We start from the raw sequence: 23,384 nt of genomic DNA on the forward strand, positions 1-23,384 counted from the left end.
CAATCAGTAATTCTAAATAAAAAATCAAATGAAAAAAGAAGATTCACAACAACAGAACCAATTAGATTTTGAGCCGTTTTACGAAGCTCTCGAAGACGAGCCAAAATTACTTGAAGAAGCCTTAGAAATACTATTGGATATGGTAGAGTTAGAACCCAACTCAATTAAGAAGATAGCACTTTATATCAAAGAGGATTCACGAAATCTATATAATGAGATAACAAAATTATACAAATCGAGCCAAAACCAAAGCAATACACCGTCCTGCTGTGGTGGACACTAAATAAATGCTATAATGATGACAAACAACAAAATAAACATCCATTTTTTAGGAGCGGCAGGCACAGTAACCGGTTCAAAATATCTGGTTGATACAGGAGATAGAAAGATACTGATAGACTGCGGTCTTTTTCAGGGATTGAAGGAATTGCGCCTTAAAAACTGGGAGTATCCACCCGTTAATGTTGCTGATATTGACGCTGTTTTGCTCACCCACGGCCATATGGACCATACAGGGTATTTGCCGAGATTGGTAAAGCAAGGTTTCAAAGGGCCCATTTACGGCACCAATCCCACCTTGGACATCGCAAAAATCATATTGAATGATAGTGCCAAAATACAAGAACAGGAAGCCGAACGTGCCAATAAAGAGGGCTATTCCAAACACAGTCCTGCGGAACCACTTTACGATTTAAATGATGTAGAAAAAACAATCCCTTACTTCAAAGGAGTACCACCCTCGCAATGGCTACCCATTCTCAAAGATGTGAAAGCGAGGTTTCAATACAACGGACACATCCTTGGTGCCACATACATTGAGTTAGATATACGCGGAAAACGTTTCGTATTTTCTGGCGATATAGGCAGAACAAACGATTTATTACTGTTTCCGCCATTAAAGCCAAAAGAAGCAGATGTATTATTTATTGAATCCACCTACGGAGGAAGATTTCATCCTGATGAAGTAGAAGCACTTCCACAAATTGAAAAATTGGTCAATGACACCATCAACAGAGGTGGCAGCTTGTTTGTCCCAAGTTTTTCGGTAGAACGTGCCCAATTGATGATGCTTATTTTTTGGAGGTTACTCAAGGAAAACAAAATCCCCAAAGTACAAATGATAATGGACAGCCCGATGGGTGCCAACGTATTGGAACTGTTTCATAGAACTCGGGATTGGCACAGATTGGAAGACAATGAATGTGACGAAATGTGCTCATACTTTACAGTCATTAGCAGCTATCGTGAAACAATGGAATTAAGAACAGATAACAAACCCAAAATCGTGATTGCAGGAAGCGGAATGCTCACAGGCGGAAGAATGCTTAACTATCTTGAAACACAGGCACAAAATCCAAATAACACCTTACTTTTTGTAGGCTATCAAGCTGAAGGCACTCGTGGCAGAAAATTATTGGAAGGTGAAAAAGAACTAAAAGTATATGGAAAATGGGTGCCGTTTAAAATGCAAGTAGCAGAAATTGAAGGGCTGTCGGCACACGCAGACCACGCAGAGCTTATGGACTGGATGGACAGTATAAAAAACAAACCCAAACGCATTTTCATTATACACGGTGAAAAAGAGAGTGCAGAAGCATTGCAAAAAGGCATCAAGGAAACTTATGGGTGGGATGCAGAAATTCCGCAATTATACACCATCGAAGAAATAGAATAAATCACAACAATCAAAAAAAATATGGACACACACTCAAACATATTAAAATACAAACACCTCGGCATCTATACCCAAAACGAGAATGTAGTGTATATGCGCGAAGATTGCCACGTTTGTATTTCAGAAGGGTTTGAGGCACTTACCCGAATAAGAATATCCAATGCAAATACATCAATCGTGGCAAGTCTTAATGTTTTGAATTCTGATATCTTGTTGCCCAATGAAATCGGACTATCAGATGCTGCTGCGAAAAAACTCAATGTGTCCCAAAACGATACATTGTATGTTTCCCATTTAGAACCTATAGAATCGTTAAGCCACGTCAGGGCAAAAATCTATAACAAAAAACTGGATTATAAGGCCTATAACAACATCATAACCGATATCGTTGAAGGCGATTATTCCAACATCCATCTTTCGGCATTTATTACTGCCTGTGCTGGCGACCGAATGGATATTGATGAAATAAGTGACCTTACTAAAGCAATGATTGCTTCCGGAAAGCAACTGAACTGGAACAAGGATATCGTGGTCGACAAACATTGTATTGGTGGTTTACCAGGCAATAGAACAACCCCATTGGTAGTAGCCATTGTTGCCGCGTATGGGCTTACTATGCCAAAAACATCCTCACGGGCAATCACTTCACCAGCAGGCACAGCAGATACAATGGAAGTACTGACCAATGTTACGCTCTCTTCCGAGGAAATAAAGACCGTAGTAGAAAAAGAAGGCGGATGTTTTGTTTGGGGCGGTACAGCGCAGTTAAGTCCTGCCGATGATGTGCTCATTAAAATTGAAAAAGCCTTGGATATTGATAGCGAAGGTCAGCTCATTGCTTCAGTACTCTCTAAAAAGGCAGCAGCTGGTTCTACTCACGTGGTCATTGATATTCCCGTGGGAGAAACCGCCAAGGTTCGCAGTACCGAAATGGCAGAAAAACTAAAAAATCATATGGAAACTGTTGGAACTGCTGTTGGGTTGAATGTAAAAGTTGTAGTTACGGATGGCACTCAGCCGGTTGGAAGGGGTATCGGTCCAACATTAGAAGCCATAGATATATTAAAAGTTTTGAAAAATGAGGAAGATGCACCTAAAGACTTAACAGAAAGAGCGTTGCTTTTAGCTACTGAACTATTAGAACTTTCTGGAAAAGTAGAAAAAGGGAAGGGACTGGAAACCGCACATAAAATTCTCAAATCTGGAAAAGCATATGAAAAATTCATAGCCATTTGTAAGGCGCAAGGTCAATTTTCAAAACCAGTTTTAGCACCTTATAAAATTGAAATTAAAGCTGAAAAGTCAGGCGTTTTGCAACGAATTGATAACCGAAAAATCGCAAAACTTGCCAAGCTTTCTGGAGCACCACAATCTAAATCGGCAGGGATTCTTTTGAATGTCCATTTAAATGAAAAAATTGAAATAGACCAATTGTTATATACCATATATGCTGAATCCAAAGGCGAACTCAACTATGCTCTGGAATATAAAAACAACCATAATGACATCATAACTATAATTTAAAAAACTATGAAAACAATATTATTCAGTCTTCCCGGAAACGAAAAACTCACAGAACTAATGGCTACAAAAATGGATGCTGAAGTGGGCAAAGCCACTTTGCGCAACTTCCCTGATGGAGAATCCTATACACGTATCTTATCTGATGTTAAAGACAAATGTGTGGTACTGGTATGCACCTTGCACGAACCGGACGAGAAACTGTTGCCTCTATATTTTTTAAGCCACACAGCCAAATCATTGGGAGCAATGTGTACCTGTTTGGTAGCACCCTATTTGGCGTATATGCGGCAGGACAAAGTATTTAATGAAGGTGAAGGAGTGACTTCTGGTTTCTTCGGAAAATTGATTTCTGGTTTCGCCGATAGCATTACCACAGTTGACCCGCACTTACATAGAATTAGCTCGTTGGGTGAAGTGTATCAAATTCCCAACAAAGTGATTCACGCTGCCGATGCCATTTCAGATTGGATCAAGGAAAACATTGAAAACCCGGTACTTATCGGACCTGATTCGGAAAGTGAACAATGGGTTTCAGAAGTCGCCAAAAATGCTGGAGCACCATTTATAGTATTACAAAAGATGCGCCACGGTGACCGTGATGTAGAGGTCTCTGTTCCCGATGTGGATATATATAAAGATGCTACACCCATTTTGGTAGATGATATTATTTCCACAGCCCGAACAATGATTGAAACCGTACAACATTTGAAAAAAGCAGGAATGAAACCTCCTATCTGCGTAGGCATTCACGCCGTTTTTTCAGGAAATTCCTATAAAGATTTATTGGGTTCCGGGGTGGAAAAAATAGTGACTTGTAATACCATCCCGCATCCTTCAAATGGAATAGATTTAAGTGATATTATGGCAAAAGAGGTGAAAAAATTAATGCACCAGATATGAGAAAACAAGGATTTATAGTATTATTTATCTTATTCAGCATCACAGTGAATGGACAAACTGAAATGCTTATTGGACAGATTTCGGGCAGAGTTATCGTTCGGGAAAATTTTGATGAAAAAGGCTCTTTTTTAAACAAACAAACTTTTGAAGCTGGTGAAACAATAAAGAAAAATGGATCCTATGAAATTGAAGTAGTTACTGAGTTGTTTGATAAAGACAAAAAATTGACCGACAAATACACTACAACCTATCGCTGTAAGCCTGATGAAGCAAGTGTAATGGTAATAGCTTTTCCATTCTCGAATCCAAAATCAAAGGAGACCGAAATTAATACCACCTCTAAAAAATTTAAAGACCTCTACGATTTGGACAATCTTGAAGATATAGAATTGGAAATGACTTTTGATTCAGGACTGCTGGATTTTTTTGGTTCAAAAAGCATCATAAAGATTTACGACCGAACATTGAAGGACAACAAAACCAACATTAATTCAAAAATAAATATTAAGGCCTATGCGTGGGGCATTCGCATTAAACAACTCAACTATACCGTCAACGAAAAACTAAACAGGAATGGCCTATTGACCTTTCAGAAATTTACAGAAGAAGACAATAGTTATTTTACAATGACTTATAAATAGAACGAAAATGAACAACTACGACACCCTTTCAGAAGCCATAAACGATTTACAGCGAAAAGGTTATACATACGATTTTAACCTAAAACCAGAATGTTTGGAGTGTGCCTCACTAAAAATTGAAATACACCCAGAAGATTTTAATGTTGACGAGATGCATCGTTTTGAAGGTATGAGCAGTACCGACGATAACAGTGTGCTTTATGCTATTTCATCAAAAAATGGGATTAAAGGACTTTTGGTAGATGCCTATGGCGTCTATGCCGAAAACATTTCGGAAGCTATGAGAAAAAAATTACGATAACACTTAAACAAGACAATAATGGAAAATCACGAACACCACAATCACGAAGAAATGGACCATTCTAAAATGGACCATTCGAAGATGAAACACAAAAAAGAAGACCATTCTAAAATGAACCACAAAGGTGGGGACCATTCGGGTCACAATCCGGGTCACGGTCAAATGGGTCACGACCATCATAAAATGATGATTGCGGACTTTAGAAAACGGTTTTGGGTAACACTCGTGCTTACCATCCCCATATTGTTCTTCTCACCAATGATACAAGAATTTTTTGGTTATGAATTTTTACTTCCAGGAAATCCATACATCCTTTTTGCACTTTCCACTATTGTCTATTTTTATGGTGGTTGGCCATTTTTAAAAGGGTTTTGGTCTGAAGTCAAAAAAGGTGCACCAGGAATGATGACCTTGATTTCTATGGCAATTTCCGTAGCTTATTTTTATAGTACAGCTACTGTATTTGGCTTAAGAGGTGAAGACTTTTTCTGGGAACTATCAACACTTATAGCCATAATGTTGCTTGGTCATTGGATAGAAATGAAAAGTGTTTTGGGTGCGTCAAAAGCGCTGCAGTTGTTGGTGAGTATGATGCCTGCGGAAGCCCACAGGGTGAAGGGAGATACTATTGAAGACATCCCTCTTGAAGATTTACTAAAGGATGATGTGATTTTGGTTAAACCAGGTGAAAAAGTTCCTGCTGATGGGATTATAGTAGACGGTTCAAGTTACCTGAACGAATCTATGCTTACAGGCGAATCCAAACCTGTAAAAAAAGATGAAAACGATAAGGTTATTGGTGGTTCGGTAAATGGTAACAGTACCTTAAAAGTAAAGGTTGAGCATACTGGAAAAGATAGCTTTCTCAACAAGGTCATCAAAATGGTCGAAGAAGCGCAAAAAACCAAATCCAAGATGCAAAATCTTTCAGACAGGGCTGCAAAATGGTTAACCTATATCGCTTTGGCTATTGGTTTTGGAACATTAGCGGTATGGCTGATTTTAGGCTTTCCATTTGTCTATGCTTTAGAAAGAATGGTTACCGTTATGGTCATTGCTTGTCCACACGCATTGGGTCTTGCCATTCCCCTTGTGGTTGCGATTTCTACGGCAGTATCTGCTCAAAATGGATTGCTTATCCGAAATAGAACTGCTTTTGAAGAGTCAAGAAAAATTTCAGCTTTGCTTTTTGATAAAACAGGAACACTAACCAAAGGTGATTTTGGTGTCACTCGAATCGAATCTGTTAAAGAAGCTTATTCAACAGAGGAAATTTTAAGACTTTCAAGTGCATTGGAACAAAGCTCAGAACACCCCATTGCAGTTGGTATTATTAAAAGAGTTAAAGAAGATAACATTACTATTCCAAAACCTGAAAACTTTAATGCAATTACAGGAAAAGGTGTAGAGGCAAATGTAGATGGTAAACAAGTGAAGGTGGTCAGCCCTGGTTATTTAAGGGATGAAAAAATCACTATTCCTGAAGATGCTTATAGTGACGCTGCTGAAACTGTTGTATTTGTATTAATAGATGGCCAGCTAGCAGGATACATTGCTCTTGCTGATGAAATAAGACCTGAATCTGCGGAAGCTATAAAAATATTCAAAAAAAACAATATTAAAGTCTTGATGGCAACTGGCGATAATGAAAAAACCGCTAAGGCTGTGAGTGAAAAACTTGGATTGGATGGTTACTACGCCGAAGTATTGCCACATCAAAAAGTTGAAATTGTAGAAGAGTTACAGAACAAAGGCGAATTTGTAGCGATGACGGGTGATGGTGTAAATGATGCGCCCGCACTTGCCAAAGCTGATGTGGGAATTGCAGTTGGTTCAGGTACGGACGTTGCCGCCGAAACAGCAGATATCATTCTGGTCAACAGTAACCCACAGGATATTGCCAACTTAATTCTCTTTGGAAAAGCCACCTACAATAAAATGATTCAGAATTTGATTTGGGCTACAGGATATAATGTAGTGGCTATTCCTTTAGCAGCCGGTGTATTATATTCTTCAGGCTTTGTTTTAGGACCAGCTGTAGGAGCGGTATTTATGAGTTTAAGTACGATTATAGTGGCCATTAATGCGCAACTATTAAAGCGAAAAATCGGTAAAAAATAAATGAACCAAAAAGAAAAACTCAACAGCATATCTTTAATCCTGTTGAGTTTATTTGTAGTGATGTTGGGTTATGGTATTTTATTGCCAACCCTTCCCTACTATACCGAAAGATTAGCTTTAAAAGACAATCTCGACACCGATTTAATCAACTTCCATATTGGGTTGCTTACCAGCATTTATCCATTATTTCAATTAATTTTTGTTGTCGTTTGGGGGAAGTTATCTGACAGATATGGTCGTAAACCCGTTATTATTATTGGTTTGATTGGCTTTGTAATAATGCAATTGCTAACTGGGCTTGCAACATCACTAACGATGCTATATATCGCTCGGATTTTTGGTGGTGTTTTCACTTCATCAGTTATTCCTGTCAGCAACGCATATTTAAGTGATATTACTTCAGAAAAACGTAGAACGAAGATAATGGCCTGGTCTGGTGTAGCCATTAGTTCAGGGGTTATTTTTGGACCCGTTATCGGTGGCTTTCTTTCGCAATCAGACCTTCATTTTGAGTATGCAATTGGTCAACTACATTTGGGTCGATTTTCCACACCTTTTTTATTCGCTGCATTATTAGGTTTTATTGTTTTAGTCATTGTTGTAAAATGCCTGAAAAATTCAGTTCGCATCCATAAATTTACAACTCAAAAATTCACTTTTCGCTTCTCGTTCAGCCAATATTTTCTTGTTCTATTGGCGCTATCATTTGTCATCCAATTTGTAGTGACCTTGTTTGAAACTGTTTTTTCAATCTACGGTAAAGACGAATTAGGGTTTAACAGCAACCAGGTTGGTATTGGTTTTATACTGTGTGGTTCAATAATGGCTGTTTTGCAGCCTGTATTTGCGAGTTATGGGGAAAAGATTCTATCTACTAAAAAGCAAATTGGCTTTGGGTTATTCATTTCAGGAATTTCATTAATTGCCTTTCCTTTTTTCAAAAATGAATTTGTTGTGTACGGTTTAATTGTGGTGTTTGCTGCTGGTGGTGCTATGGTTACACCTAATTTGTTGTCTGCGGTATCCTTGTTATCCAAAACAAATACAGGGCGAAATATTTCAATACAAAGTTCAACAAACAGCGTTGGTCAGATTTTAGGTCCCGTTTTAGGAACTTGGTTGGTTACCGGTGGTTTTTATTATCCATTTCTAATTGCAGGAAGCATTATTTTAGTTGCTATTGGTTTTCTCATTTTTCTTAAAAAACCTCCTATTTAAAAAAATGATAATTCACCACAATCATTTTAAAAAAATTGCAGGTTCTGAATTTGAAGGACGGATACAAATTCCTTACATTCTGTTCAGATTCTAAAAGGTTAAAGAAGAGGAGGCAGTCTCTTTTCTTGAATATACCATAAGGCTATTTAAAGCAAAATCTGCTCTCGCTCTTCTTCACTTAGATTATATTATACAAACATAGGAGAAGCAAAAGAACGCCGCTTGGTTAGAACTGAATAGATATTGCTTCCACTATCCTGGCGTTGTTGGAGTGCTGTTTGCAAGCAAGTTTTTAACCACTTTATCGCCTAAAAAATCTTATCGTATTATTGAACCGACTATTTCGGGCTATGAATTTCGGTGGTTTGCTGTTCCTTATCGCTTTTCATTCTGGAATACGACCATAGAAAAAGAATGCCGATGATAATCAGCGCATATGCGAGCCATTTGCCGATACGTTCCAATAAACGGGTGAATACTGAAGATTCAAAGCTCGAAAAGCCTTCCACACCAGCCATATTGCGGCGGTAAAATTTCCTGCGGCTTATCCAGTAGATAAGCCCAATCCCCACCACAACGGGAATAATACCAAGCATTAATTGTGAAGTTACTGCATCCATTGCATTGAGCTGATAATCCAAGTAAATTTAAGGAAAAACCTCCTATTTGGGGAGCAAAAAATGAAAAAAGCGACCTGTAAATAAGGATACAAGTCGCTTTTTTGATTGATTTCGGAAGCCTTTAATCACTATTGTTAAACCGGAAACTCAATTGTTTCTCGTTACCGAAATTATCCGAAATCCACACCTCAAACGATTGTGATACGGTGGATGCCGAGGTGTAATATAATCGGAACTGCTCTGCTGGCAAAGGGTATAAATCATTGGGCAGGTATGGCGGTTCATCGTAATACCGCAAGTTTCCCTGTCCGTCAAACTGGAAGTAGCGGAGAAAGTACCGGGTATCTGCGTAGTTGCCGTTTCGCTGTATCGTTACCCTGATCTCCACGGTACTGCCATTTGCCACCTCATTGGGTACGGGCATTACATCGACTTCAAAGGGAAAGTCGTTCTGGATTTCGAGTTCGTCCTTTTCACAAGAAAACAAAACCACTGAACAAATGAACATTGCTGCAAGCATAAATGTAGCTTGAAAATGCAGACTGTATTTTCTGAATAATCGTTTCATCATAAGTCATTTTAAAAGTTAAATCGTAATCCTACGCCTGCCGATGGACGGAACTGCTCCAGATCCGTTCCCCAAAGAACTTTTGTACGTCCTTGTATGAGGAATACAACCTGGTCGGACAGGTATGTTTCTAAACTGAGCCGTCCGCCTGCGCCGTAAACGAAGTTGTCTTCACTTAATATCCTCGCACCGTCGTATAGCATTTGCTCACCTCGATTGATGTTTTCATAGCCGACAACACCTGTAATTCCAAGATTGAATGTGAAATTCTTCCGGGTATCGCCCAACAAAAAGAAGCTGTAACCACCTTCTGCCATGTAGGTTTCATGTGGTATGCGAAGGTCTTTATAGTCGTAATACTGGTGAGCATATTCCAAAGCCCAAAGCTGGTAGTTCCCGTTTTTGCCATTTACAGTCATGCCGATTTGGAGGTAATAATCGTTTCCGATTTTGTCATTGGATAATACACCGGCGCTTACTTCCAATCCTTTCTGCTTGGGCAACATCCGTTGTGCCTGTGCCATCGTGATGCCCAAGAGCGTGAACATCACGGTATAGATATACTTTTTCATATTTCGCTGTCAAAGGGTTATCAAATTTTCAGGTGCATGTCGTCAATCAGACGAGCCTTGATCAAATCCAAATTTTCCACCTGAAGTGTTTGATGCCTACCTCCGTTCTTCTCAAAAATCTCAATCTGGAGAATCTTGTCATCGCCGATGGTAAACTGATCCAAGAGGAATACATTCTGCTCCGTCATATTTCCTGAAATTCCTCCCAATGGCTTATAGGTACGGAGTGGTATCAGTGGTCGCTCCTGCACGACGGTACGTTTAGCGACTTGTTTGTCCACTACCTTGAAATTGATGAAATCAATCTCGAACGGCACATTGCTTTTGTTCCGGATCTCCGTATGGTAATAGTATTTACCGTTATGGATATAAATTCCCTTCAGGATGAACTGAATGCCGAAGCTTTTAGCACCGATGTGCTTTATGATGCGCTTATCCTTTTTGTAAATGGTTTCCATTAGCAGACCTGCAAGCGATGGCGAGCTGCTTCCCAGCTCTTCAAACAGAACGTCGTTTCCATTCGCTTTCTCCACGGCTTTCTGCATGGTAAGGAGGTCGTAGCTCAAAGCCAGTGGATTGGCACTGTAATGGACATTGAAACTGTAGAAACGTCCGTCATTGGTAATGACCGAAAAATTGGTTTCCTGTTCAAAATCCTTTACCGAGGCCTTTACACGTAACACGTTTTCCGCATCGTCCGCTTTTCCGGCAATCAGGTACTCACTTCCCAAATCCACGTAACGTATAGCGGTCGGGAAAATCAAATGCGAAGTCTTATCGTAGGTGACTTCCATCTGGTACGGTTCTATCTTGCCCAGGGCAAGAGGTTTTCTTGTCGCGTTGTCCTGTGCAAATGACGGCATGGCAAAGCCGATGATCAGGGTTATTGCTCCCAGTGTTTTAAAAAGACTGTTCATTGTTTTACTTATTTGAGTTTAACATTATTGTTTAGGGACGAGGAAGAGCTGGTGCCCTGCTTTAAGGGTGACTTTCGGTGTCCTTACTTTCTTGGAGAAATAGCCGGATATGCCCTGCACCACACCACGACTGAGGTCTGCGGCCATCTGCTGTCCGGCGGATTGGGTAAGCATCAGGCTTGTTCCCGAAGTCTGGCTCATATTACCCGCCATTTCGGTCAGTGCATTCATTTCCGGCGAATACGGAACGTGCAGACCTTGCTGTCCATCCAGATCATAAATGGCAATATCCACCGGCATGATATTGCCTTCCAGTTCGATGGAAGATACATTCAATTGTAAGCGGCCGCCCTGAAACTTGGCATTTGCCGTTAAAACAGTCCCCTTGGGGATCGTACGATCAGGTGTTTGGGCAGACTCCAATAAACGAAGCCGAACTCCACTTTCACCGGTAATGGTCTGCGTTTCATGTACACAGGCTTTGATACTGTTTTTCGATTGTACCACCTGCCCGACGGAACCCGTAGTAAAGAAACCCCTGTTTCGGGATTCACTCCAATCGGCTAAAAAGGTACTATCCGCTGGTTCACGGTACAGTGCGGATACCGTGTTTTTCCTTGTTGGCGTGAATGCGACAAAATGTACCTTTTGTGTAGGAGCAGCGACTTTGGCTACACCGTCAGCTGACACAGCTTGTCCCGCATTCGTGCCTGAAGGAAGGTATTTTGCAGCCATCTGATAGGATTTCTCCATCAGCGCCAATTGGTCATCCACAGTGACGGCGGGTGGTACCTCTTTTTCCGCCAGCTGTTCTTTCAATTCATCTAGTTGCCTGCGAAGTTCAGCTGTTTCGGTATCATCTTCCTGATAAAAGGATTCTAATGTATTCTGTGCATAACGATAGCTGCTGAGTGCCGGATTACCGGACCGTCCGGCGCTTCTACCACCCGTATAGCTGTAATTTTCGTCTTCTTCGGGAAATTCCTCCATTGGTTTTTCCTGGTCATTGGTATTCCAATAATCCGAAAGTGTTGCCATCGCATTGCGTTTTTCCTGTTCCTTACGTTCCATCATTTCCTGCTCATAGGCTTTGCCTTTATCGGCGGGGAGTCCTGCTCCTGTAGCTTGGGGAACGGCATCGTTGATCCCGACATTTTCGACCTCCTTTTTATCGGAGGATGGTTTAAATATCAGGTACATACAACCGAGAAATACGACCCCCATCAAGACGAATATGAGGGGCTTTTTGAACTTTTCGGTTTTGTTCTGTGTGCTGTCCTGCAGCATATCTTTGGTTGTTCCCGGATCACCCTCGGTCACCCGGACAACCGTTCTTTGGTTCTCATTTTCTTTCATCAGTCTTATCTTTTGAGTTTGTGAATAATGTATCCTGCAAGCTTGCAGGGCTTTCGTTCTTTTTAAGAACAGGGTTTTCGATATGCTCAATGACCATATCGTTGGCAGACTTTCCTGTATCGAGCCAGACACTGGTAATTACTCCGGCGGTAAGCATCAGGTAACCTGTAAAAAAGTATAAGGTGTACCTACGCTGTTTTCGAACGGGTAAGGCTTTCCAGTGCTCGTCCAGCCTGTCAAAATACCTGTCCAGATTTGCTCTGATCTTTTTCATACTATTTCTGTTGTTATAGCTTGAAACGCTTGGGGCTTAGATCTACTTTTTGCTTCGGTACTTCGTTTACCAAAGCCACTGCTTCTGCTGCTTTTGGGACGGTAAACACCGATAGGTTAGTCAGCTTTGATTGTTTCAATAGTTGACCAAAGCGGTCTTTCTTCGTAATCTCCATGCTGTCGACGAAGAATTTGTTGTTCAGGTATTTCACCCACATATTACATTCTATCCGTGGCTTGTCTTCGCCAGCCCAGAGCAGGTAGCTCGTCAATAGCAATTCCCTTTCAGGCAGATGATCATTACCTTTTTGACAGCTTTCAAGGTATTCCCCTATGCTTTCTTTTAATTTCCCCGGATATGCACCCTGTGTGTGGAAATAGCCGTTATATCCTTTGTCAGTAAGGATTTTCGCGAATGTGTTTAAATCTGATAATGCTTCCATTACATTGTTTTTTTAGCGTTCAATCACTTCCATATCCCTATTTTCCATGACGGCAAACTTTTCGATGTTAAACCCTTGGGGATTGTTGTCCGAGCGGACGGAATTGACGAGGTAACAGGAAGTAATCAGGTTTCGCCGGGTCACGTTGCTCGATCGGATGATGAACTGTTTGGCATAGGTTCGTACCGAATAAGGATAGTTGTCGAAATTGCACACCACGCTATCCACTTCAATGCGCTGTTGGACATTCCCCGATATGATCCTACCGTAATACCCCTTTTCTGAAAGGTCTTTGTAATAGTTAAAGGCACTTTTATCGGCAAGGTTAAATGCCCGGTTCATATTGCTTTCGATGGCATTCCTGTCAGGTGCCAACGTAAAGAACAGTTCGTGAAAGCGCCTCACGTGCTCCCGAGCCTCAACCGGACGGTTGATACTTGCATCCTGTGACAGCGCCAACATCAATGACTTTCCACTGTCCAGCACATAGATTTTCTGGCGTTGCTGCTCTGCGAAGTGATAGGATTTCCATACGGTATATCCCACCACTCCAGTGCAGAGAACGGCAAATACGATTGCGTACAAGCGTATCTGGCGGAAGCTGTTTTCGATATTTCTTAGCGTCTTAAATTCCATTTTTTACGGATTAATCGTTTTACATTATTTGAGTAGCTGACCGCCGATGTTTCCAGCTGCTGAACCTGCTCCGGCACTTGCGACATTCCCTGCTTTCATTGCGGTCTGGTTTACGTTACGGGTAAAGTTTCCTGCGCCACCTGCCTGGATAATCCAACCTGTTACCGTCGGGATAGTGAAGTATCCCACGATTCCGATAATCATAAAGATGATATAGACGGTATTGGAGGTGTCGGGAATGAATGTCGGGTCGGCAAGCTTTTCGATATCCTTTTCGACGATTAGGGATTGAATCTTGGAGAGCATGGCACTAAACAGGTCTGCAACGGGCAGCCATAGGTAGACACTGATGTACCTCGTAAGCCACTGCGTGAGCGTGGACTGAAAACCGTCCCATACGGAAATAGCAAAAGCTATGGGACCGAGTATGGACAGGACGATCAGAAAAAAAGTACGTATGGTATCGATTACCAATGCTGCCGCTTGAAACAGAATTTCCAGCAGTTCCCGGAACCAGTTTTTGACTGCCTGTTCCATATTGTACATGCCCCGCTCGATGTACATGCCCGACATCGTCATTAAATCGGATGGTGACCAGCCCAATTCGTCCAGTTTTTTATCAAACTCCTCATCAGATGCCAGATAAGCGGTTTCAGGATTTCTGAGCATCGCTTCCCGTTCCAACAGGTCTTTTTTCTCCTGTAATTCGGTCATATCAAGCACTTGGTCTTCGAGGATAGTATGCGTACCCTGCACTACAGGGCTCAACACGGCATTGATGGTTCCCAGCACGATGGTCGGAAAAAACATAATGCAGATGCCCAAAGCAAAAGGACGGAGCAAAGGGTATATATCAATCGGCTCTGCCTGGCTCAATGCCTGCCATACCTTGATGGCCACATAGAATAAAGCCCCCAAACCTGCCAACCCTTTGGCTATTGCCGCCATATCGGCGGACAGGGGCAGCATCTCATCGTATAATGAGCGCAGGACTTCGTGTAGATTACTAAACTCCATGGCTTACCAGTATTTTTGGTTAGCCGTTCCATAGAGTTCCAGCACCTGGTGGGTATTGTTCTGTTTTTTGGCTCTGAGATAACTTACGGAGATGTTCTTGGTGGTATAGTAGCGCACCAAACTGTGGTATTCCTTAACCTCTTTGTACACCCGGTCGATAATATCCATCCGTTCCTTATCATTCAGCGACAGGCTTGTGGCACTTACGATCTGTTTGAGTTCCTTCAGCAGTTCAGTACTTTCATTAAGCAATGCGGAATAACCGTTGGATATGGCTGTTAATTCCTGTGCGGAAAAATTCGGGTCGTTCATCATCTTGCCGAAATTCTGTACATACATCTCGGACACGTCACCCACCAAGAGTACCGTTTGCTGTACTTTTCGGGCATCTTTGACCAGGTTACTTACCGCTTTCAGCTTGTCGTAATATTCTTTACCCTGCTTATAGACCTTTTCAACTTCCTTGAAATTTTTCACCACATTACTTACCGTGGAGGAAGTCTGTACGATCTCATTCGCGCTGTTGAGAATACCCGAAGCCAGATTTGCCGGGTCGGTTACTACAAACTGGGCTTTTGCGGACGGTGCTACGGCAAGCATGATTGCCGTACACACCAAATACATGATCTTCTTCATTGTTTCTGATTTTTAAAATGTTAATGACTATTGATTTACTTTATCCCGCCTTTGCATAGCGATGTGCTTAATAGCGAGTTCTACATTGCCATCCAGTTCGGAAGCAAGCTGCATCACTTCCATCTTTTCGGTTTCTTCCGTGGTATAAGCCAGATATTCTTCCAGACTAACCTCCGTGGCATAGACTGCGGAGTGCGTACCACCCAAGCCAATCCACACCTCTTTATAAAGCCGGCTTGGGTCATTATTCATGTTGATGGAAAGTACCTGTGCCTTTTCTTTATCCGTTAGCCCGAGCATGGTCTGGATATCGTCAAACTTGTTCATGTACTTGCGCTGGTCAAGCAGGATTTTGCAATCACTATTGTTGATGATACTCTCCTTGACGATGGGTGACTGGATGATGTCGTCCACTTCCTGCGTAACCACGATGGCTTCACCAAAAAACTTTCTGACGGTCTTAAAAAGATACTTGATGTACTCTGCCATTCCCTCTTTTGCGATGGCTTTCCAGGCTTCCTCAATCAAAATGAGCTTTCGTATGCCTTTCAGCCTACGCATCTTGTTGATGAAAACCTCCATAATGATGATGGTCACAATGGGAAACAGGATTTTGTGATCCTTAATGGCATCAATTTCAAACACAATAAAGCGCTTGGAAAGCAGGTCGAGTTGCTTGTCGGAGTTGAGGAGGTAATCATACTCACCGCCTTTGTAGTAAGGTTCCAGTACGTTCAGGAAGCCGGCGACATCAAAATCCTTCTCCCTGACCTGTTTTTCCTCCAGTATCTTCCGGTAATCCCTTCGTACATATTCATAAAAACCATTGAAAGATGGATATTCATCACTTTGCCGGATTCGTTCGATATAACCGCTCACGGCATTGGACAGAGCTACCTCTTCGGAACGGGTTGGCGGCTCATCATCACGTTTCCAAAGTGTCAGTATCAAAGTTTTGATACTTTCCCTTTTCTCAATGTCAAATACACCATCATCGGTATAGAAGGGATTAAAGGCAATGGGATTGTCTTCCGTATAGGTGAAATACACTCCGTCTTCGCCTTTGGTTTTCCCCTTGATGAGTTCACACAATCCCTGATAGGAATTACCGGTATCCACCAATAGCACGTGAGCGCCTTGCTCGTAATATTGCCGTACCATGTGGTTGGTAAAAAAAGATTTCCCCGAGCCAGACGGACCAAGAATAAACTTGTTCCGGTTCGTGATGATGCCACGTTTCATGGGCAAATCCGAAATATCCAAATGGAGGGGTTTTCCGGTCAGGCGGTCAGCCATTTTGATACCGAATGGCGAGGGTGAACTTTGGTAATTGGTTTCTTCGGTGAAGAAACACAAAGCAGGCTCGATGAAAGTGTAAAAGCTTTCTTCACTCGGAAAATCGCCTGCATTGCCCGGCATTCCTGCCCAAAACAAGGTAGCGACGTCCGTGGTGTTGTGCCGCGGCTTACATTCCATTAATGCCAATGCGCTACCGCAATCGTTCTTGAGCTGCTTCAATTCGCCAGGGTCGTCCGACCAGGCCATCACATTGAAGTGCGCCCGGATAGATGATAGCCCGAAGCTGTGGGCTTCGTTCAGGTAGCGCTCAATCCATTCTTTGTTGATCTGATTGGCACGGCTGTACCGAGCCAGCGAGTGCATATTCCTTGCGGACTTTTCAAACTTTTGCAGGTTGTCTTCGCTGTTGTCCAAAAACAGGTACTGGTTGTAAATGTGATTGCAGCTAAGCAGTAATCCCACGGGAGCAGCAAAAGACAACTGACAGTCACTACGGTCAGTGGATAATTTTTCATATCGGGTATCCGCCGATACCGTTGGTGGAAGGTCGTCTGTATCGGAAAGCGTATGCAGGCACAATCTTTTGTTACCGACACGGACTTCTTCACTTCCCAATGCAATATCCTGCATGGGTGTACCGGCTTCCTTTGATAATGTAAGGTACTGTTCCAGCAATCCCTGTTTTTGATCGGTACCAACGATATCTTCTTCACTTAGCCGTTGCAAGCTTATAAAGCCACTATCGTTCACGATACGCTCAAACTGTGTCACGGCTTCCATGAATCGGTGTACCGTTTCCTTATTTCTGATTTCCTTTGGGATCAGTGTGCCTTTGCAAAGCGAAGAGAAATTGCTCTGCATCCGCATACGCTCTTTAGTGGTCTTGGTCAGGAACAGGTAGCAATAATGATTCAGGAACGGACGCTCATTGAAATGACGTTGGTAGGATTTGCCTAAAAAGCTAAAACCATCCTTATCCAAATCGGGATTATAACTTTCCTTGATGTACCAGTCCTGTTTGTGAACGACTGTAAAATCCGATAAGGTCTTGATGGCCTTGTGCCAGGTGGAATGAACGGCCTCGTATTCCGCAGAAGCTACGGTAAACAATTCCGGCAATCGCACCTCAAAACAGGCAGTGATATCCGCATCCTTTGAAAGGATGCAATTATTCTCTACTGCCAGTAAAGGGAACTTGCTTTCCAGTGTGGAGGTCTTTGCTACATTTCTCATACGGCACCGGATTTAAGGGGAAACTTTAAATAGCGGCGTACAGGCTTGCGGCAGACGATGTATCGGGGATGCCGTTTGTTGGCTGCTATCTTCATCAGTCCGTGTTCGCCATATTTTCTGTTCAGTAAAAAGGTCTGCCACACGATCAGCGAAGCACCGCCCGCTCCAAGAAACAGGCAGATATAAGAGTTTACGCCCGCCATGTACAGGATCATCACCAGGATAAGTATGCCGAGCAGTCCACCGGCAAAGATGAACAGGTACTGAGCCTTCAATCCCTTAAACTCTACTGTTCTCCCAATGCCCTTATTGATGTTGTAAGTACTCATAAGGCAAGGGATTAAAGGAAGAATGAACGCAGGATGGTAGCCGCAACAATGAGAAAAATACAGGCTCCAAACCACGAAGCCGCCGTCTTGCTCGTGTCGGGATCTCCGCTGCTGAACTTGTTGTACACCTTAACACCACCGATTAACCCAACGACCGCACCAATGGCGTAGATAAGCTGTGTGGCCGGATCGAAATAGGATGTTACCATTTGGGTGGCTTCATTGATCCCGGCCGAACCGTTGCCCTGCTGGGCAAACGCACTAAAGCCTGACAGCACTGCTACCGCTGCCAAAAGCGCTTTTTTGCTTTGTTTTTCCATAATTGAAACACTTTAATTTGTTGCTTTCGACCCGCGCCTTGCGGGCTTTCGGGACAAAGGTGTTTCAAAAAGGGAGGAGGTATAACTAAGTGGCAGTGAGAGGAATTACTTGGCGGTGAGTGGCGGTATGTCTCAGATTTAAAAGGGAATTGCAGTTTGTCTATACATTCTATTGGTGGATAGTTGCTATTTTAGCATAAACAAAAATCATCCAAATAATTAATGAAATTATCAGAGTTAACAATAGATAGCATAAAGGAATTTATTTCGGGGGATAACCAGTTGACGCCTTATCTTACAGGCCCAGAAATTTTAAAACTCTTTAACCGGATTGGTTTTAAAGATGTTTATAAGTACAGAGATGGAGGAATGCCAAATGGTCTTAGTCGAAACGCTTATGTTTTGGAGAAACTCATTGAAATAAATGGAAGAAAGGAAATGGTAGCACTAATGCAAATGATCTTTGATCCAAGACATTTTGCGGGGGATACAAGTAAGGATATCGCAAAAGCTGTTGAACAAATTAATCCACTCTTGCAACAAGATGGCTATAGACTTGATGAATTTAATGGACAATACAAAATAATAGGTGCCGACTTACCGGATAACATTGAGGTTGAAGTACATTTTGAAGACATCGAAGCACAAATTGTCGAACAAATCCAAAACGCCAAATTCTCAATCTGGATAGCGGTTGCTTGGTTCACCAACAAAACCCTTATGAGGGAGATTTATAACAAAAAACTTGAAGGGGTCAGTGTCCGCATTGTAGTCTTAGATGATGAAATAAACTCAAAATACGGGTTTGAGTTTGAAAAATATTTTGAAGCTAAAAGAGTTCCAAAAAGTGGGAAATATGAAAATATAATGCATCACAAATTCTGTATTATCGACTTAAAAACGGTTATTCATGGTTCTTATAACTGGACAACAAAAGCCAATTGGAATAGGGAGACTGTTAGTCGAAAACAGTCGTGAATTAGCAGAAAAATATGCTTCCGAATTTATTCAACTTATTAAATAGGTTGCTTAAAAGCAAGCTAATGAGCGACAAATGGTTGTCTCCCGAGTGGGGCAAATAGAACTCGGGGTGTAATCTGCTTTTTTTTCATTTCAATTCGGATGCTCACCGCCTCCCAGCCAATCACCAGTTGTGTGCCATAGCTCATAGTAATATAACCACAAGGCCGTCCAGGGAATAATTGTATCCGCCAAAAAATCAGATTTCTTGAACTCATTATATTTCGGTCTATATAAACATAGATTCCCAGATGAATACAAATGAGGTACCTTTTCCCCATTTGCATTCAGTTCCAATTTTGGTGAAACGATGGTTATGTTTGGCATGTCTGAAAGCTTATATTTTAAGACAAATTCATATAAACAACTTCGGGCACTGGGCCGCAGAGCTCCTTCCACTTTCATAGAGCTTGGAGAGGTAAACTTGGTCGCAAATTGCGGAAATTTCGTCTTCATATAAGCTATCTGTTCCGATAGTTTTTTCTCTCTGATCCTTGACGTGTAACTAGCTCTCATTCGCCGAAAAAAGTGTTATTCTTAATCGGGATACTGCCCAGTGAGCTGGTCGAGGCCAATACCCCAGTACCTGTTGCTACCCCAAGTGCATTACTTTTTCGAGATCTTTCAATCTCCATCGCTTGACTACCTTGCGCTTTCACGAACAGATCATCACCAAACAGGCCTTTCATAATCCGACTTTCTTCAATGATGCCGTTATCCTTCTTCAATTTTTGCCATTCACTATGTAAATGAAATGAAAACCGTTTAAATGCTTCGTAATATTCAGGCTCCTTATCCCATTTATCGGTAAAGTCTTCATCTGCATTCACCGGATTGAGTATTTTAAGTCTCCCATAGGACTGCCCAATGCTATTTTGGATCGTAGAAACAATATTATCAACGGTGTTAAAAATACTGTCTTCGCCTTGATAAAATTGGCCGGCTATCGTTGTCAGGATCACGCTTGATGTTTTGTAGCTGTCATCCTTTTGGAAATAGATATCTCGGTAGCGCTTAATTAACTGTACTCCGCGCTGCAATGGCTTTTTCTTACTGAAATCGTCAACAGGCAGATTTTCGGCTCTAAGTGCCTTCTCAAGCAGGCTTTCCTTAACAAGATTTGATTGCGCTATAAACCAGTCAGCATAACCTCGCGGATTGCTACTGACCCAGCTTCCTAATTCACGGTCAGGAACCATGATACGATTTCTATCATATTCAACTTCCTGAACCCCTGGCAAAATATCCATGTGATAATCCCCTGCATATTTTAAACGGATACATCGGTTTTTGGCTTCTAACATATCCCTATACAATCCATGCTCATTTAATCGTCGCCTCAGTTCATTGTATATCCTTTCAGGACTATGTGGGGTTCCGTATTTCAGGTGTATTGCAATATCCAAATCAAACTCTTCTCTTCCGAAAGGCTTGACAGTTGTCATTATTCGAACAGACCCATGAGGATACACATCATACTTGTATGGCTTGAAGAATTTTTCATCCGCTTCAATCCACTCTTTCACGGCCTCGTAACTACTTTTCATACGATCACGCCGTGTCTTGTCCAGTTGAACCTCTTCTGCCATCCTATCGAGCAGATCATCAATTTGTGTAGCTTTCTTTCCTAATAGTATCATTTTGGTAAAATTTTAAATGTGTGTGGCAAAATCCTTTCACCATTTATGGTTGACCCGTTCCGGATCTCATTTGGCGTAGCAAAGTAAACCTCGTCCCTTTTGCTTATCAGGGCATTGATAGATTGCTTTTGGGCATCATTTTCAGTCCTCAATTCAAAGATGTCTGCATATCGTAATTCATCGATAGGGTATGCCGGTGATTTTAAAACGCCTTCGATGTGTTTCCCTATAAACACGTATTTAATGTGCTTGAAAATATCACCAGGTAATATGTTGGCATCGATCAGCTCTTCACGGAATTCTCTGGTTGGATCCATTTCACGGTTTTTTCTGCTTTCAAACCATTTCAGGAAATCAATTAGATTTTTCCTCCTTTTAACAATAATCCGTAAATCGTTTTCGGTATCCTCGTCTCTCGGTACGTGATTGCAGGGCTCAACACCCAGCCGATCGAACAATTCCCTGTTTTCTTCCTTCAAATATTTGTATGCACCTCCAACCGGTTGGTAGCCGGGATTGTCATTCTTGTGCCTCTTGATTAATAGGTATCTGCCATTCACTTCAATTCTAAACAAATAAGCGACCGTGACCCTGACTGGTTGATTACGTTTTATAATCAATGTCTTAAATAGCCTCCATTTTTTTCGGTTCTCCAACAAGAATACACAGAACTCTACCATGCCACCGACTACGAGACCTAAAGAGATCTTAAACACTGTGCCTTTTGGTTCGTCCCCTGCCAGAAAAAAGCAGGAGAGGAACCCTAAAAGGCCGATAACCAAACTTACTTTTCCTTTCATCGACTAATGCTTTGTGTCTTTTGGAGGGTGAGGATCGTTGCCGTAGGAATCCTTATCCCGGATTGTACCATTCGGTCTATGGATAACAACTTCTGATTGCTGATTGATAGCAATTTCCCGTGCTATCTTAATTGCTTCTTTCTGGGTTCCTACAATTTTTGTAGCCTTTTCGTTTCCGGCACCTTTGACTGCCCAATTGTCGCCCCTCGGCACCACATGTTGATTTTTTTTAGCCATGTCTTTATTATTTGTTAATTTTTAATATTCTTCGTCCCCTTCTTTAATGGGAGCCTTTATATATACATGCTGATGTTTTTCAATTTTTTGCCACGACCAAGAATTTTTTTTTTACGAGTGGCAAATTTTTTCCCCATCTTAGCATATTATTATAGACAAGTGCTGATGAATCTTTATGACGAATTGCAATCTATTGACTTGGACGACCTGTTAGACAGGTTGACCTCGTATGCGACTAATCGTTTGAAGTCAGCCGGGTTAAAGGATTTGGGAGGAAAAGAGCCTTTTGATTTTGTTGGAGATTTACTTTTAAAGGTAATTGAAGGTACCCGTGATTGGGAAAATGCGAATTGTTCGTTTACCGATTTTATGTTCGGGAGTCTTCGAAGTGAAATCAGCAATTTTTTAAAGGGATCTCTGGTTGGGCAAACGCAGGATCTTTTGGAGAGTCACGCGTATAATCATCAAGATGATATTAAAGAAGAAAGGCAACAAGTTTCAGAATTATTGCAACAGGCTGGAGCGGATGATGACGAATTAATGGTGTTCGAGTATTGGATGGACGGTATCTGCAAACCAAGAGAAATTGCAGAGGATCTCGGCATTGATGTAAAGGAGATTTACAGGACCGTGAAACGATTGGAACGAAGATTGCCCAAAATAAGAGAACAAGCAAAAAGTATCATATGAGCAATAATATTAAAAATAGAATTGACGATGCTCTGATTGCTTTCTACAAAGAAGTGGACAAGGATGCCCTCGCCGATATGCTGAAAGATGATGTATCAGATATCGATGCGTACAACAAAAAAAAGAAGCAACTTGTTTTTTTGGCAAGGGCAAAGGCACAGAAGGAACGGAATGACAATTTATTGAAATTAGTCAGTAAATTTCAACAAGCCATCGAAGCGAATATTGAGAAGCCTGTGGCTATGCTCAAACAATTTATTCAGGGTAATGCTTCTTTGGCCTTGTACCGAAATCTCGATAAATTGTCCAAAGAGGATATTATCGAAATAATCAAGGATCAGAACTTTGTTCAACTAATTGAAGAATTGGAGAACGATGAGAAGCGTCAATAATGCGCG

General features: G+C 41.7%; 28 protein-coding genes. 11 read left to right on the forward strand and 17 right to left on the reverse strand.

Annotated elements, in window-relative coordinates; translation table 11 throughout:
- The first annotated feature begins 28 nt into the window (after positions 1-28).
- The 8 genes from ECHVI_RS15420 to ECHVI_RS15455 are packed head-to-tail and all read left to right on the forward strand — an operon-like array spanning position 29 to position 8,380.
- Complete coding sequence (locus ECHVI_RS15420) at positions 29-283, forward strand: hypothetical protein (protein WP_015266942.1); 255 nt, start codon at positions 29-31, stop codon at positions 281-283.
- Between the two features lie 12 nt (positions 284-295).
- A complete protein-coding gene (locus ECHVI_RS15425; protein WP_245553340.1) occupies positions 296-1,675 on the forward strand; it encodes an MBL fold metallo-hydrolase RNA specificity domain-containing protein in 1,380 nt (459 codons plus the stop codon).
- A 21-nt stretch (positions 1,676-1,696) separates the two neighbouring features.
- On the forward strand, positions 1,697-3,199 hold the full coding sequence (locus tag ECHVI_RS15430) for a thymidine phosphorylase family protein (protein ID WP_015266944.1): 1,503 nt from the start codon (positions 1,697-1,699) through the stop codon (positions 3,197-3,199).
- Between the two features lie 6 nt (positions 3,200-3,205).
- Positions 3,206-4,099 (forward strand): ribose-phosphate pyrophosphokinase, encoded by an 894-nt coding sequence (locus ECHVI_RS15435; protein WP_015266945.1) that lies wholly within the window; start codon positions 3,206-3,208, stop codon positions 4,097-4,099.
- Positions 4,096-4,740: a hypothetical protein gene (locus ECHVI_RS15440; RefSeq protein WP_015266946.1), complete on the forward strand. Its 645-nt coding sequence runs from the start codon at positions 4,096-4,098 to the stop codon at positions 4,738-4,740. The genes ECHVI_RS15435 and ECHVI_RS15440 overlap by 4 nt, the downstream gene beginning before the upstream one ends.
- 7 nt (positions 4,741-4,747) lie before the next feature.
- Positions 4,748-5,041: a hypothetical protein gene (locus tag ECHVI_RS15445; RefSeq protein WP_015266947.1), complete on the forward strand. Its 294-nt coding sequence runs from the start codon at positions 4,748-4,750 to the stop codon at positions 5,039-5,041.
- An 18-nt stretch (positions 5,042-5,059) separates the two neighbouring features.
- Positions 5,060-7,162 (forward strand): copper-translocating P-type ATPase, encoded by a 2,103-nt coding sequence (locus ECHVI_RS15450; protein ID WP_015266948.1) that lies wholly within the window; start codon positions 5,060-5,062, stop codon positions 7,160-7,162.
- Positions 7,163-8,380: an MFS transporter gene (locus ECHVI_RS15455; protein ID WP_015266949.1), complete on the forward strand. Its 1,218-nt coding sequence runs from the start codon at positions 7,163-7,165 to the stop codon at positions 8,378-8,380.
- A gap of 338 nt (positions 8,381-8,718) precedes the next feature.
- Here ECHVI_RS15455 and ECHVI_RS15460 read toward each other — a convergent pair whose 3' ends face one another.
- The 13 genes from ECHVI_RS15460 to ECHVI_RS15520 all read right to left on the reverse strand — a co-directional run bounded on the left by ECHVI_RS15460 (position 8,719) and on the right by ECHVI_RS15520 (position 18,599).
- A complete protein-coding gene (locus tag ECHVI_RS15460; RefSeq protein WP_425386802.1) occupies positions 8,719-9,021 on the reverse strand; it encodes a molybdenum ABC transporter permease in 303 nt (100 codons plus the stop codon).
- A 100-nt stretch (positions 9,022-9,121) separates the two neighbouring features.
- Entirely contained in the window at positions 9,122-9,571 is a 450-nt protein-coding gene (locus tag ECHVI_RS15465; RefSeq protein ID WP_245553342.1) for a DUF3872 domain-containing protein, read from the reverse strand.
- A gap of 8 nt (positions 9,572-9,579) precedes the next feature.
- On the reverse strand, positions 9,580-10,140 hold the full coding sequence (locus ECHVI_RS15470; RefSeq protein WP_015266952.1) for a conjugal transfer protein TraO: 561 nt from the start codon (positions 10,138-10,140) through the stop codon (positions 9,580-9,582).
- Between the two features lie 20 nt (positions 10,141-10,160).
- Complete coding sequence (traN, locus tag ECHVI_RS15475) at positions 10,161-11,057, reverse strand: conjugative transposon protein TraN (protein ID WP_015266953.1); 897 nt, start codon at positions 11,055-11,057, stop codon at positions 10,161-10,163.
- Between the two features lie 24 nt (positions 11,058-11,081).
- Positions 11,082-12,413, reverse strand: a complete 1,332-nt coding sequence (traM, locus tag ECHVI_RS15480) for a conjugative transposon protein TraM (RefSeq protein WP_015266954.1) — start codon at positions 12,411-12,413, stop codon at positions 11,082-11,084.
- Positions 12,400-12,687, reverse strand: coding sequence for a hypothetical protein (locus ECHVI_RS15485; RefSeq protein ID WP_015266955.1), 288 nt, complete (start codon positions 12,685-12,687; stop codon positions 12,400-12,402). The genes traM and ECHVI_RS15485 overlap by 14 nt, the downstream gene beginning before the upstream one ends.
- 13 nt (positions 12,688-12,700) lie before the next feature.
- On the reverse strand, positions 12,701-13,129 hold the full coding sequence (locus ECHVI_RS15490) for a hypothetical protein (protein ID WP_015266956.1): 429 nt from the start codon (positions 13,127-13,129) through the stop codon (positions 12,701-12,703).
- 12 nt (positions 13,130-13,141) lie between these two features.
- A complete protein-coding gene (traK, locus tag ECHVI_RS15495) occupies positions 13,142-13,765 on the reverse strand; it encodes a conjugative transposon protein TraK (protein WP_015266957.1) in 624 nt (207 codons plus the stop codon).
- A gap of 24 nt (positions 13,766-13,789) precedes the next feature.
- Positions 13,790-14,782, reverse strand: coding sequence for a conjugative transposon protein TraJ (gene traJ, locus ECHVI_RS15500; RefSeq protein WP_015266958.1), 993 nt, complete (start codon positions 14,780-14,782; stop codon positions 13,790-13,792).
- A 3-nt stretch (positions 14,783-14,785) separates the two neighbouring features.
- The gene (locus ECHVI_RS15505; protein ID WP_015266959.1) at positions 14,786-15,418 is read right to left on the reverse strand and encodes a DUF4141 domain-containing protein; all 633 of its coding nucleotides are present in this window, start codon (positions 15,416-15,418) and stop codon (positions 14,786-14,788) included.
- A 27-nt stretch (positions 15,419-15,445) separates the two neighbouring features.
- Positions 15,446-17,950: a TraG family conjugative transposon ATPase gene (locus ECHVI_RS15510; protein ID WP_015266960.1), complete on the reverse strand. Its 2,505-nt coding sequence runs from the start codon at positions 17,948-17,950 to the stop codon at positions 15,446-15,448.
- Positions 17,947-18,279, reverse strand: a complete 333-nt coding sequence (locus tag ECHVI_RS15515) for a DUF4133 domain-containing protein (protein ID WP_015266961.1) — start codon at positions 18,277-18,279, stop codon at positions 17,947-17,949. The genes ECHVI_RS15510 and ECHVI_RS15515 overlap by 4 nt, the downstream gene beginning before the upstream one ends.
- Positions 18,280-18,290: 11 nt before the next feature.
- On the reverse strand, positions 18,291-18,599 hold the full coding sequence (locus ECHVI_RS15520; protein ID WP_015266962.1) for a DUF4134 domain-containing protein: 309 nt from the start codon (positions 18,597-18,599) through the stop codon (positions 18,291-18,293).
- Between the two features lie 222 nt (positions 18,600-18,821).
- Here ECHVI_RS15520 and ECHVI_RS15525 point away from each other — a divergent pair, with 222 nt between their 5' ends.
- Positions 18,822-19,577: a phospholipase D-like domain-containing protein gene (locus tag ECHVI_RS15525; RefSeq protein ID WP_015266963.1), complete on the forward strand. Its 756-nt coding sequence runs from the start codon at positions 18,822-18,824 to the stop codon at positions 19,575-19,577.
- A 135-nt stretch (positions 19,578-19,712) separates the two neighbouring features.
- Here ECHVI_RS15525 and ECHVI_RS24380 read toward each other — a convergent pair whose 3' ends face one another.
- The 4 genes from ECHVI_RS24380 to ECHVI_RS15545 are packed head-to-tail and all read right to left on the reverse strand — an operon-like array spanning position 19,713 to position 22,296.
- Positions 19,713-20,135 (reverse strand): type II CBASS E2 protein, encoded by a 423-nt coding sequence (locus ECHVI_RS24380; protein ID WP_015266964.1) that lies wholly within the window; start codon positions 20,133-20,135, stop codon positions 19,713-19,715.
- The gene (locus ECHVI_RS15535) at positions 20,132-21,259 is read right to left on the reverse strand and encodes a nucleotidyltransferase domain-containing protein (protein WP_015266965.1); all 1,128 of its coding nucleotides are present in this window, start codon (positions 21,257-21,259) and stop codon (positions 20,132-20,134) included. The genes ECHVI_RS24380 and ECHVI_RS15535 overlap by 4 nt, the downstream gene beginning before the upstream one ends.
- A complete protein-coding gene (locus ECHVI_RS15540; protein WP_015266966.1) occupies positions 21,256-22,059 on the reverse strand; it encodes an SMODS-associated NUDIX domain-containing protein in 804 nt (267 codons plus the stop codon). The genes ECHVI_RS15535 and ECHVI_RS15540 overlap by 4 nt, the downstream gene beginning before the upstream one ends.
- A 3-nt stretch (positions 22,060-22,062) precedes the next feature.
- The gene (locus ECHVI_RS15545) at positions 22,063-22,296 is read right to left on the reverse strand and encodes a DUF2188 domain-containing protein (RefSeq protein WP_015266967.1); all 234 of its coding nucleotides are present in this window, start codon (positions 22,294-22,296) and stop codon (positions 22,063-22,065) included.
- 165 nt (positions 22,297-22,461) lie between these two features.
- Between ECHVI_RS15545 and ECHVI_RS15550 the strand changes: the two genes are divergently transcribed.
- A complete protein-coding gene (locus ECHVI_RS15550; protein WP_157501462.1) occupies positions 22,462-22,986 on the forward strand; it encodes a sigma-70 RNA polymerase sigma factor region 4 domain-containing protein in 525 nt (174 codons plus the stop codon).
- Complete coding sequence (locus ECHVI_RS15555; protein WP_015266969.1) at positions 22,983-23,378, forward strand: hypothetical protein; 396 nt, start codon at positions 22,983-22,985, stop codon at positions 23,376-23,378. The genes ECHVI_RS15550 and ECHVI_RS15555 overlap by 4 nt, the downstream gene beginning before the upstream one ends.
- Positions 23,379-23,384 lie beyond the last annotated feature (6 nt).

Origin of the sequence: Echinicola vietnamensis DSM 17526, from assembly GCF_000325705.1 — a bacterium.
In the GTDB taxonomy this organism is placed as follows: domain Bacteria; phylum Bacteroidota; class Bacteroidia; order Cytophagales; family Cyclobacteriaceae; genus Echinicola; species Echinicola vietnamensis.

What these genes read in the sequence shown, in the direction of transcription:
- ECHVI_RS15420 (WP_015266942.1), top strand. Translation starts at nt 29, where the DNA reads ATGAAAAAAGAAGATTCACAACAACAGAACCAATTAGATTTTGAGCCG.
- ECHVI_RS15425 (WP_245553340.1), top strand. Translation starts at nt 296, where the DNA reads ATGATGACAAACAACAAAATAAACATCCATTTTTTAGGAGCGGCAGGC.
- ECHVI_RS15430 (WP_015266944.1), top strand. Translation starts at nt 1,697, where the DNA reads ATGGACACACACTCAAACATATTAAAATACAAACACCTCGGCATCTAT.
- ECHVI_RS15435 (WP_015266945.1), top strand. Translation starts at nt 3,206, where the DNA reads ATGAAAACAATATTATTCAGTCTTCCCGGAAACGAAAAACTCACAGAA.
- ECHVI_RS15440 (WP_015266946.1), top strand. Translation starts at nt 4,096, where the DNA reads ATGAGAAAACAAGGATTTATAGTATTATTTATCTTATTCAGCATCACA.
- ECHVI_RS15445 (WP_015266947.1), top strand. Translation starts at nt 4,748, where the DNA reads ATGAACAACTACGACACCCTTTCAGAAGCCATAAACGATTTACAGCGA.
- ECHVI_RS15450 (WP_015266948.1), top strand. Translation starts at nt 5,060, where the DNA reads ATGGAAAATCACGAACACCACAATCACGAAGAAATGGACCATTCTAAA.
- ECHVI_RS15455 (WP_015266949.1), top strand. Translation starts at nt 7,163, where the DNA reads ATGAACCAAAAAGAAAAACTCAACAGCATATCTTTAATCCTGTTGAGT.
- ECHVI_RS15465 (WP_245553342.1), bottom strand. Translation starts at nt 9,571, where the DNA reads ATGATGAAACGATTATTCAGAAAATACAGTCTGCATTTTCAAGCTACA.
- ECHVI_RS15470 (WP_015266952.1), bottom strand. Translation starts at nt 10,140, where the DNA reads ATGAAAAAGTATATCTATACCGTGATGTTCACGCTCTTGGGCATCACG.
- traN (WP_015266953.1), bottom strand. Translation starts at nt 11,057, where the DNA reads ATGAACAGTCTTTTTAAAACACTGGGAGCAATAACCCTGATCATCGGC.
- traM (WP_015266954.1), bottom strand. Translation starts at nt 12,413, where the DNA reads ATGAAAGAAAATGAGAACCAAAGAACGGTTGTCCGGGTGACCGAGGGT.
- ECHVI_RS15485 (WP_015266955.1), bottom strand. Translation starts at nt 12,687, where the DNA reads ATGAAAAAGATCAGAGCAAATCTGGACAGGTATTTTGACAGGCTGGAC.
- ECHVI_RS15490 (WP_015266956.1), bottom strand. Translation starts at nt 13,129, where the DNA reads ATGGAAGCATTATCAGATTTAAACACATTCGCGAAAATCCTTACTGAC.
- traK (WP_015266957.1), bottom strand. Translation starts at nt 13,765, where the DNA reads ATGGAATTTAAGACGCTAAGAAATATCGAAAACAGCTTCCGCCAGATA.
- traJ (WP_015266958.1), bottom strand. Translation starts at nt 14,782, where the DNA reads ATGGAGTTTAGTAATCTACACGAAGTCCTGCGCTCATTATACGATGAG.
- ECHVI_RS15505 (WP_015266959.1), bottom strand. Translation starts at nt 15,418, where the DNA reads ATGAAGAAGATCATGTATTTGGTGTGTACGGCAATCATGCTTGCCGTA.
- ECHVI_RS15510 (WP_015266960.1), bottom strand. Translation starts at nt 17,950, where the DNA reads ATGAGAAATGTAGCAAAGACCTCCACACTGGAAAGCAAGTTCCCTTTA.
- ECHVI_RS15515 (WP_015266961.1), bottom strand. Translation starts at nt 18,279, where the DNA reads ATGAGTACTTACAACATCAATAAGGGCATTGGGAGAACAGTAGAGTTT.
- ECHVI_RS15520 (WP_015266962.1), bottom strand. Translation starts at nt 18,599, where the DNA reads ATGGAAAAACAAAGCAAAAAAGCGCTTTTGGCAGCGGTAGCAGTGCTG.
- ECHVI_RS15525 (WP_015266963.1), top strand. Translation starts at nt 18,822, where the DNA reads ATGAAATTATCAGAGTTAACAATAGATAGCATAAAGGAATTTATTTCG.
- ECHVI_RS24380 (WP_015266964.1), bottom strand. Translation starts at nt 20,135, where the DNA reads ATGAGAGCTAGTTACACGTCAAGGATCAGAGAGAAAAAACTATCGGAA.
- ECHVI_RS15535 (WP_015266965.1), bottom strand. Translation starts at nt 21,259, where the DNA reads ATGATACTATTAGGAAAGAAAGCTACACAAATTGATGATCTGCTCGAT.
- ECHVI_RS15540 (WP_015266966.1), bottom strand. Translation starts at nt 22,059, where the DNA reads ATGAAAGGAAAAGTAAGTTTGGTTATCGGCCTTTTAGGGTTCCTCTCC.
- ECHVI_RS15545 (WP_015266967.1), bottom strand. Translation starts at nt 22,296, where the DNA reads ATGGCTAAAAAAAATCAACATGTGGTGCCGAGGGGCGACAATTGGGCA.
- ECHVI_RS15550 (WP_157501462.1), top strand. Translation starts at nt 22,462, where the DNA reads ATGAATCTTTATGACGAATTGCAATCTATTGACTTGGACGACCTGTTA.
- ECHVI_RS15555 (WP_015266969.1), top strand. Translation starts at nt 22,983, where the DNA reads ATGAGCAATAATATTAAAAATAGAATTGACGATGCTCTGATTGCTTTC.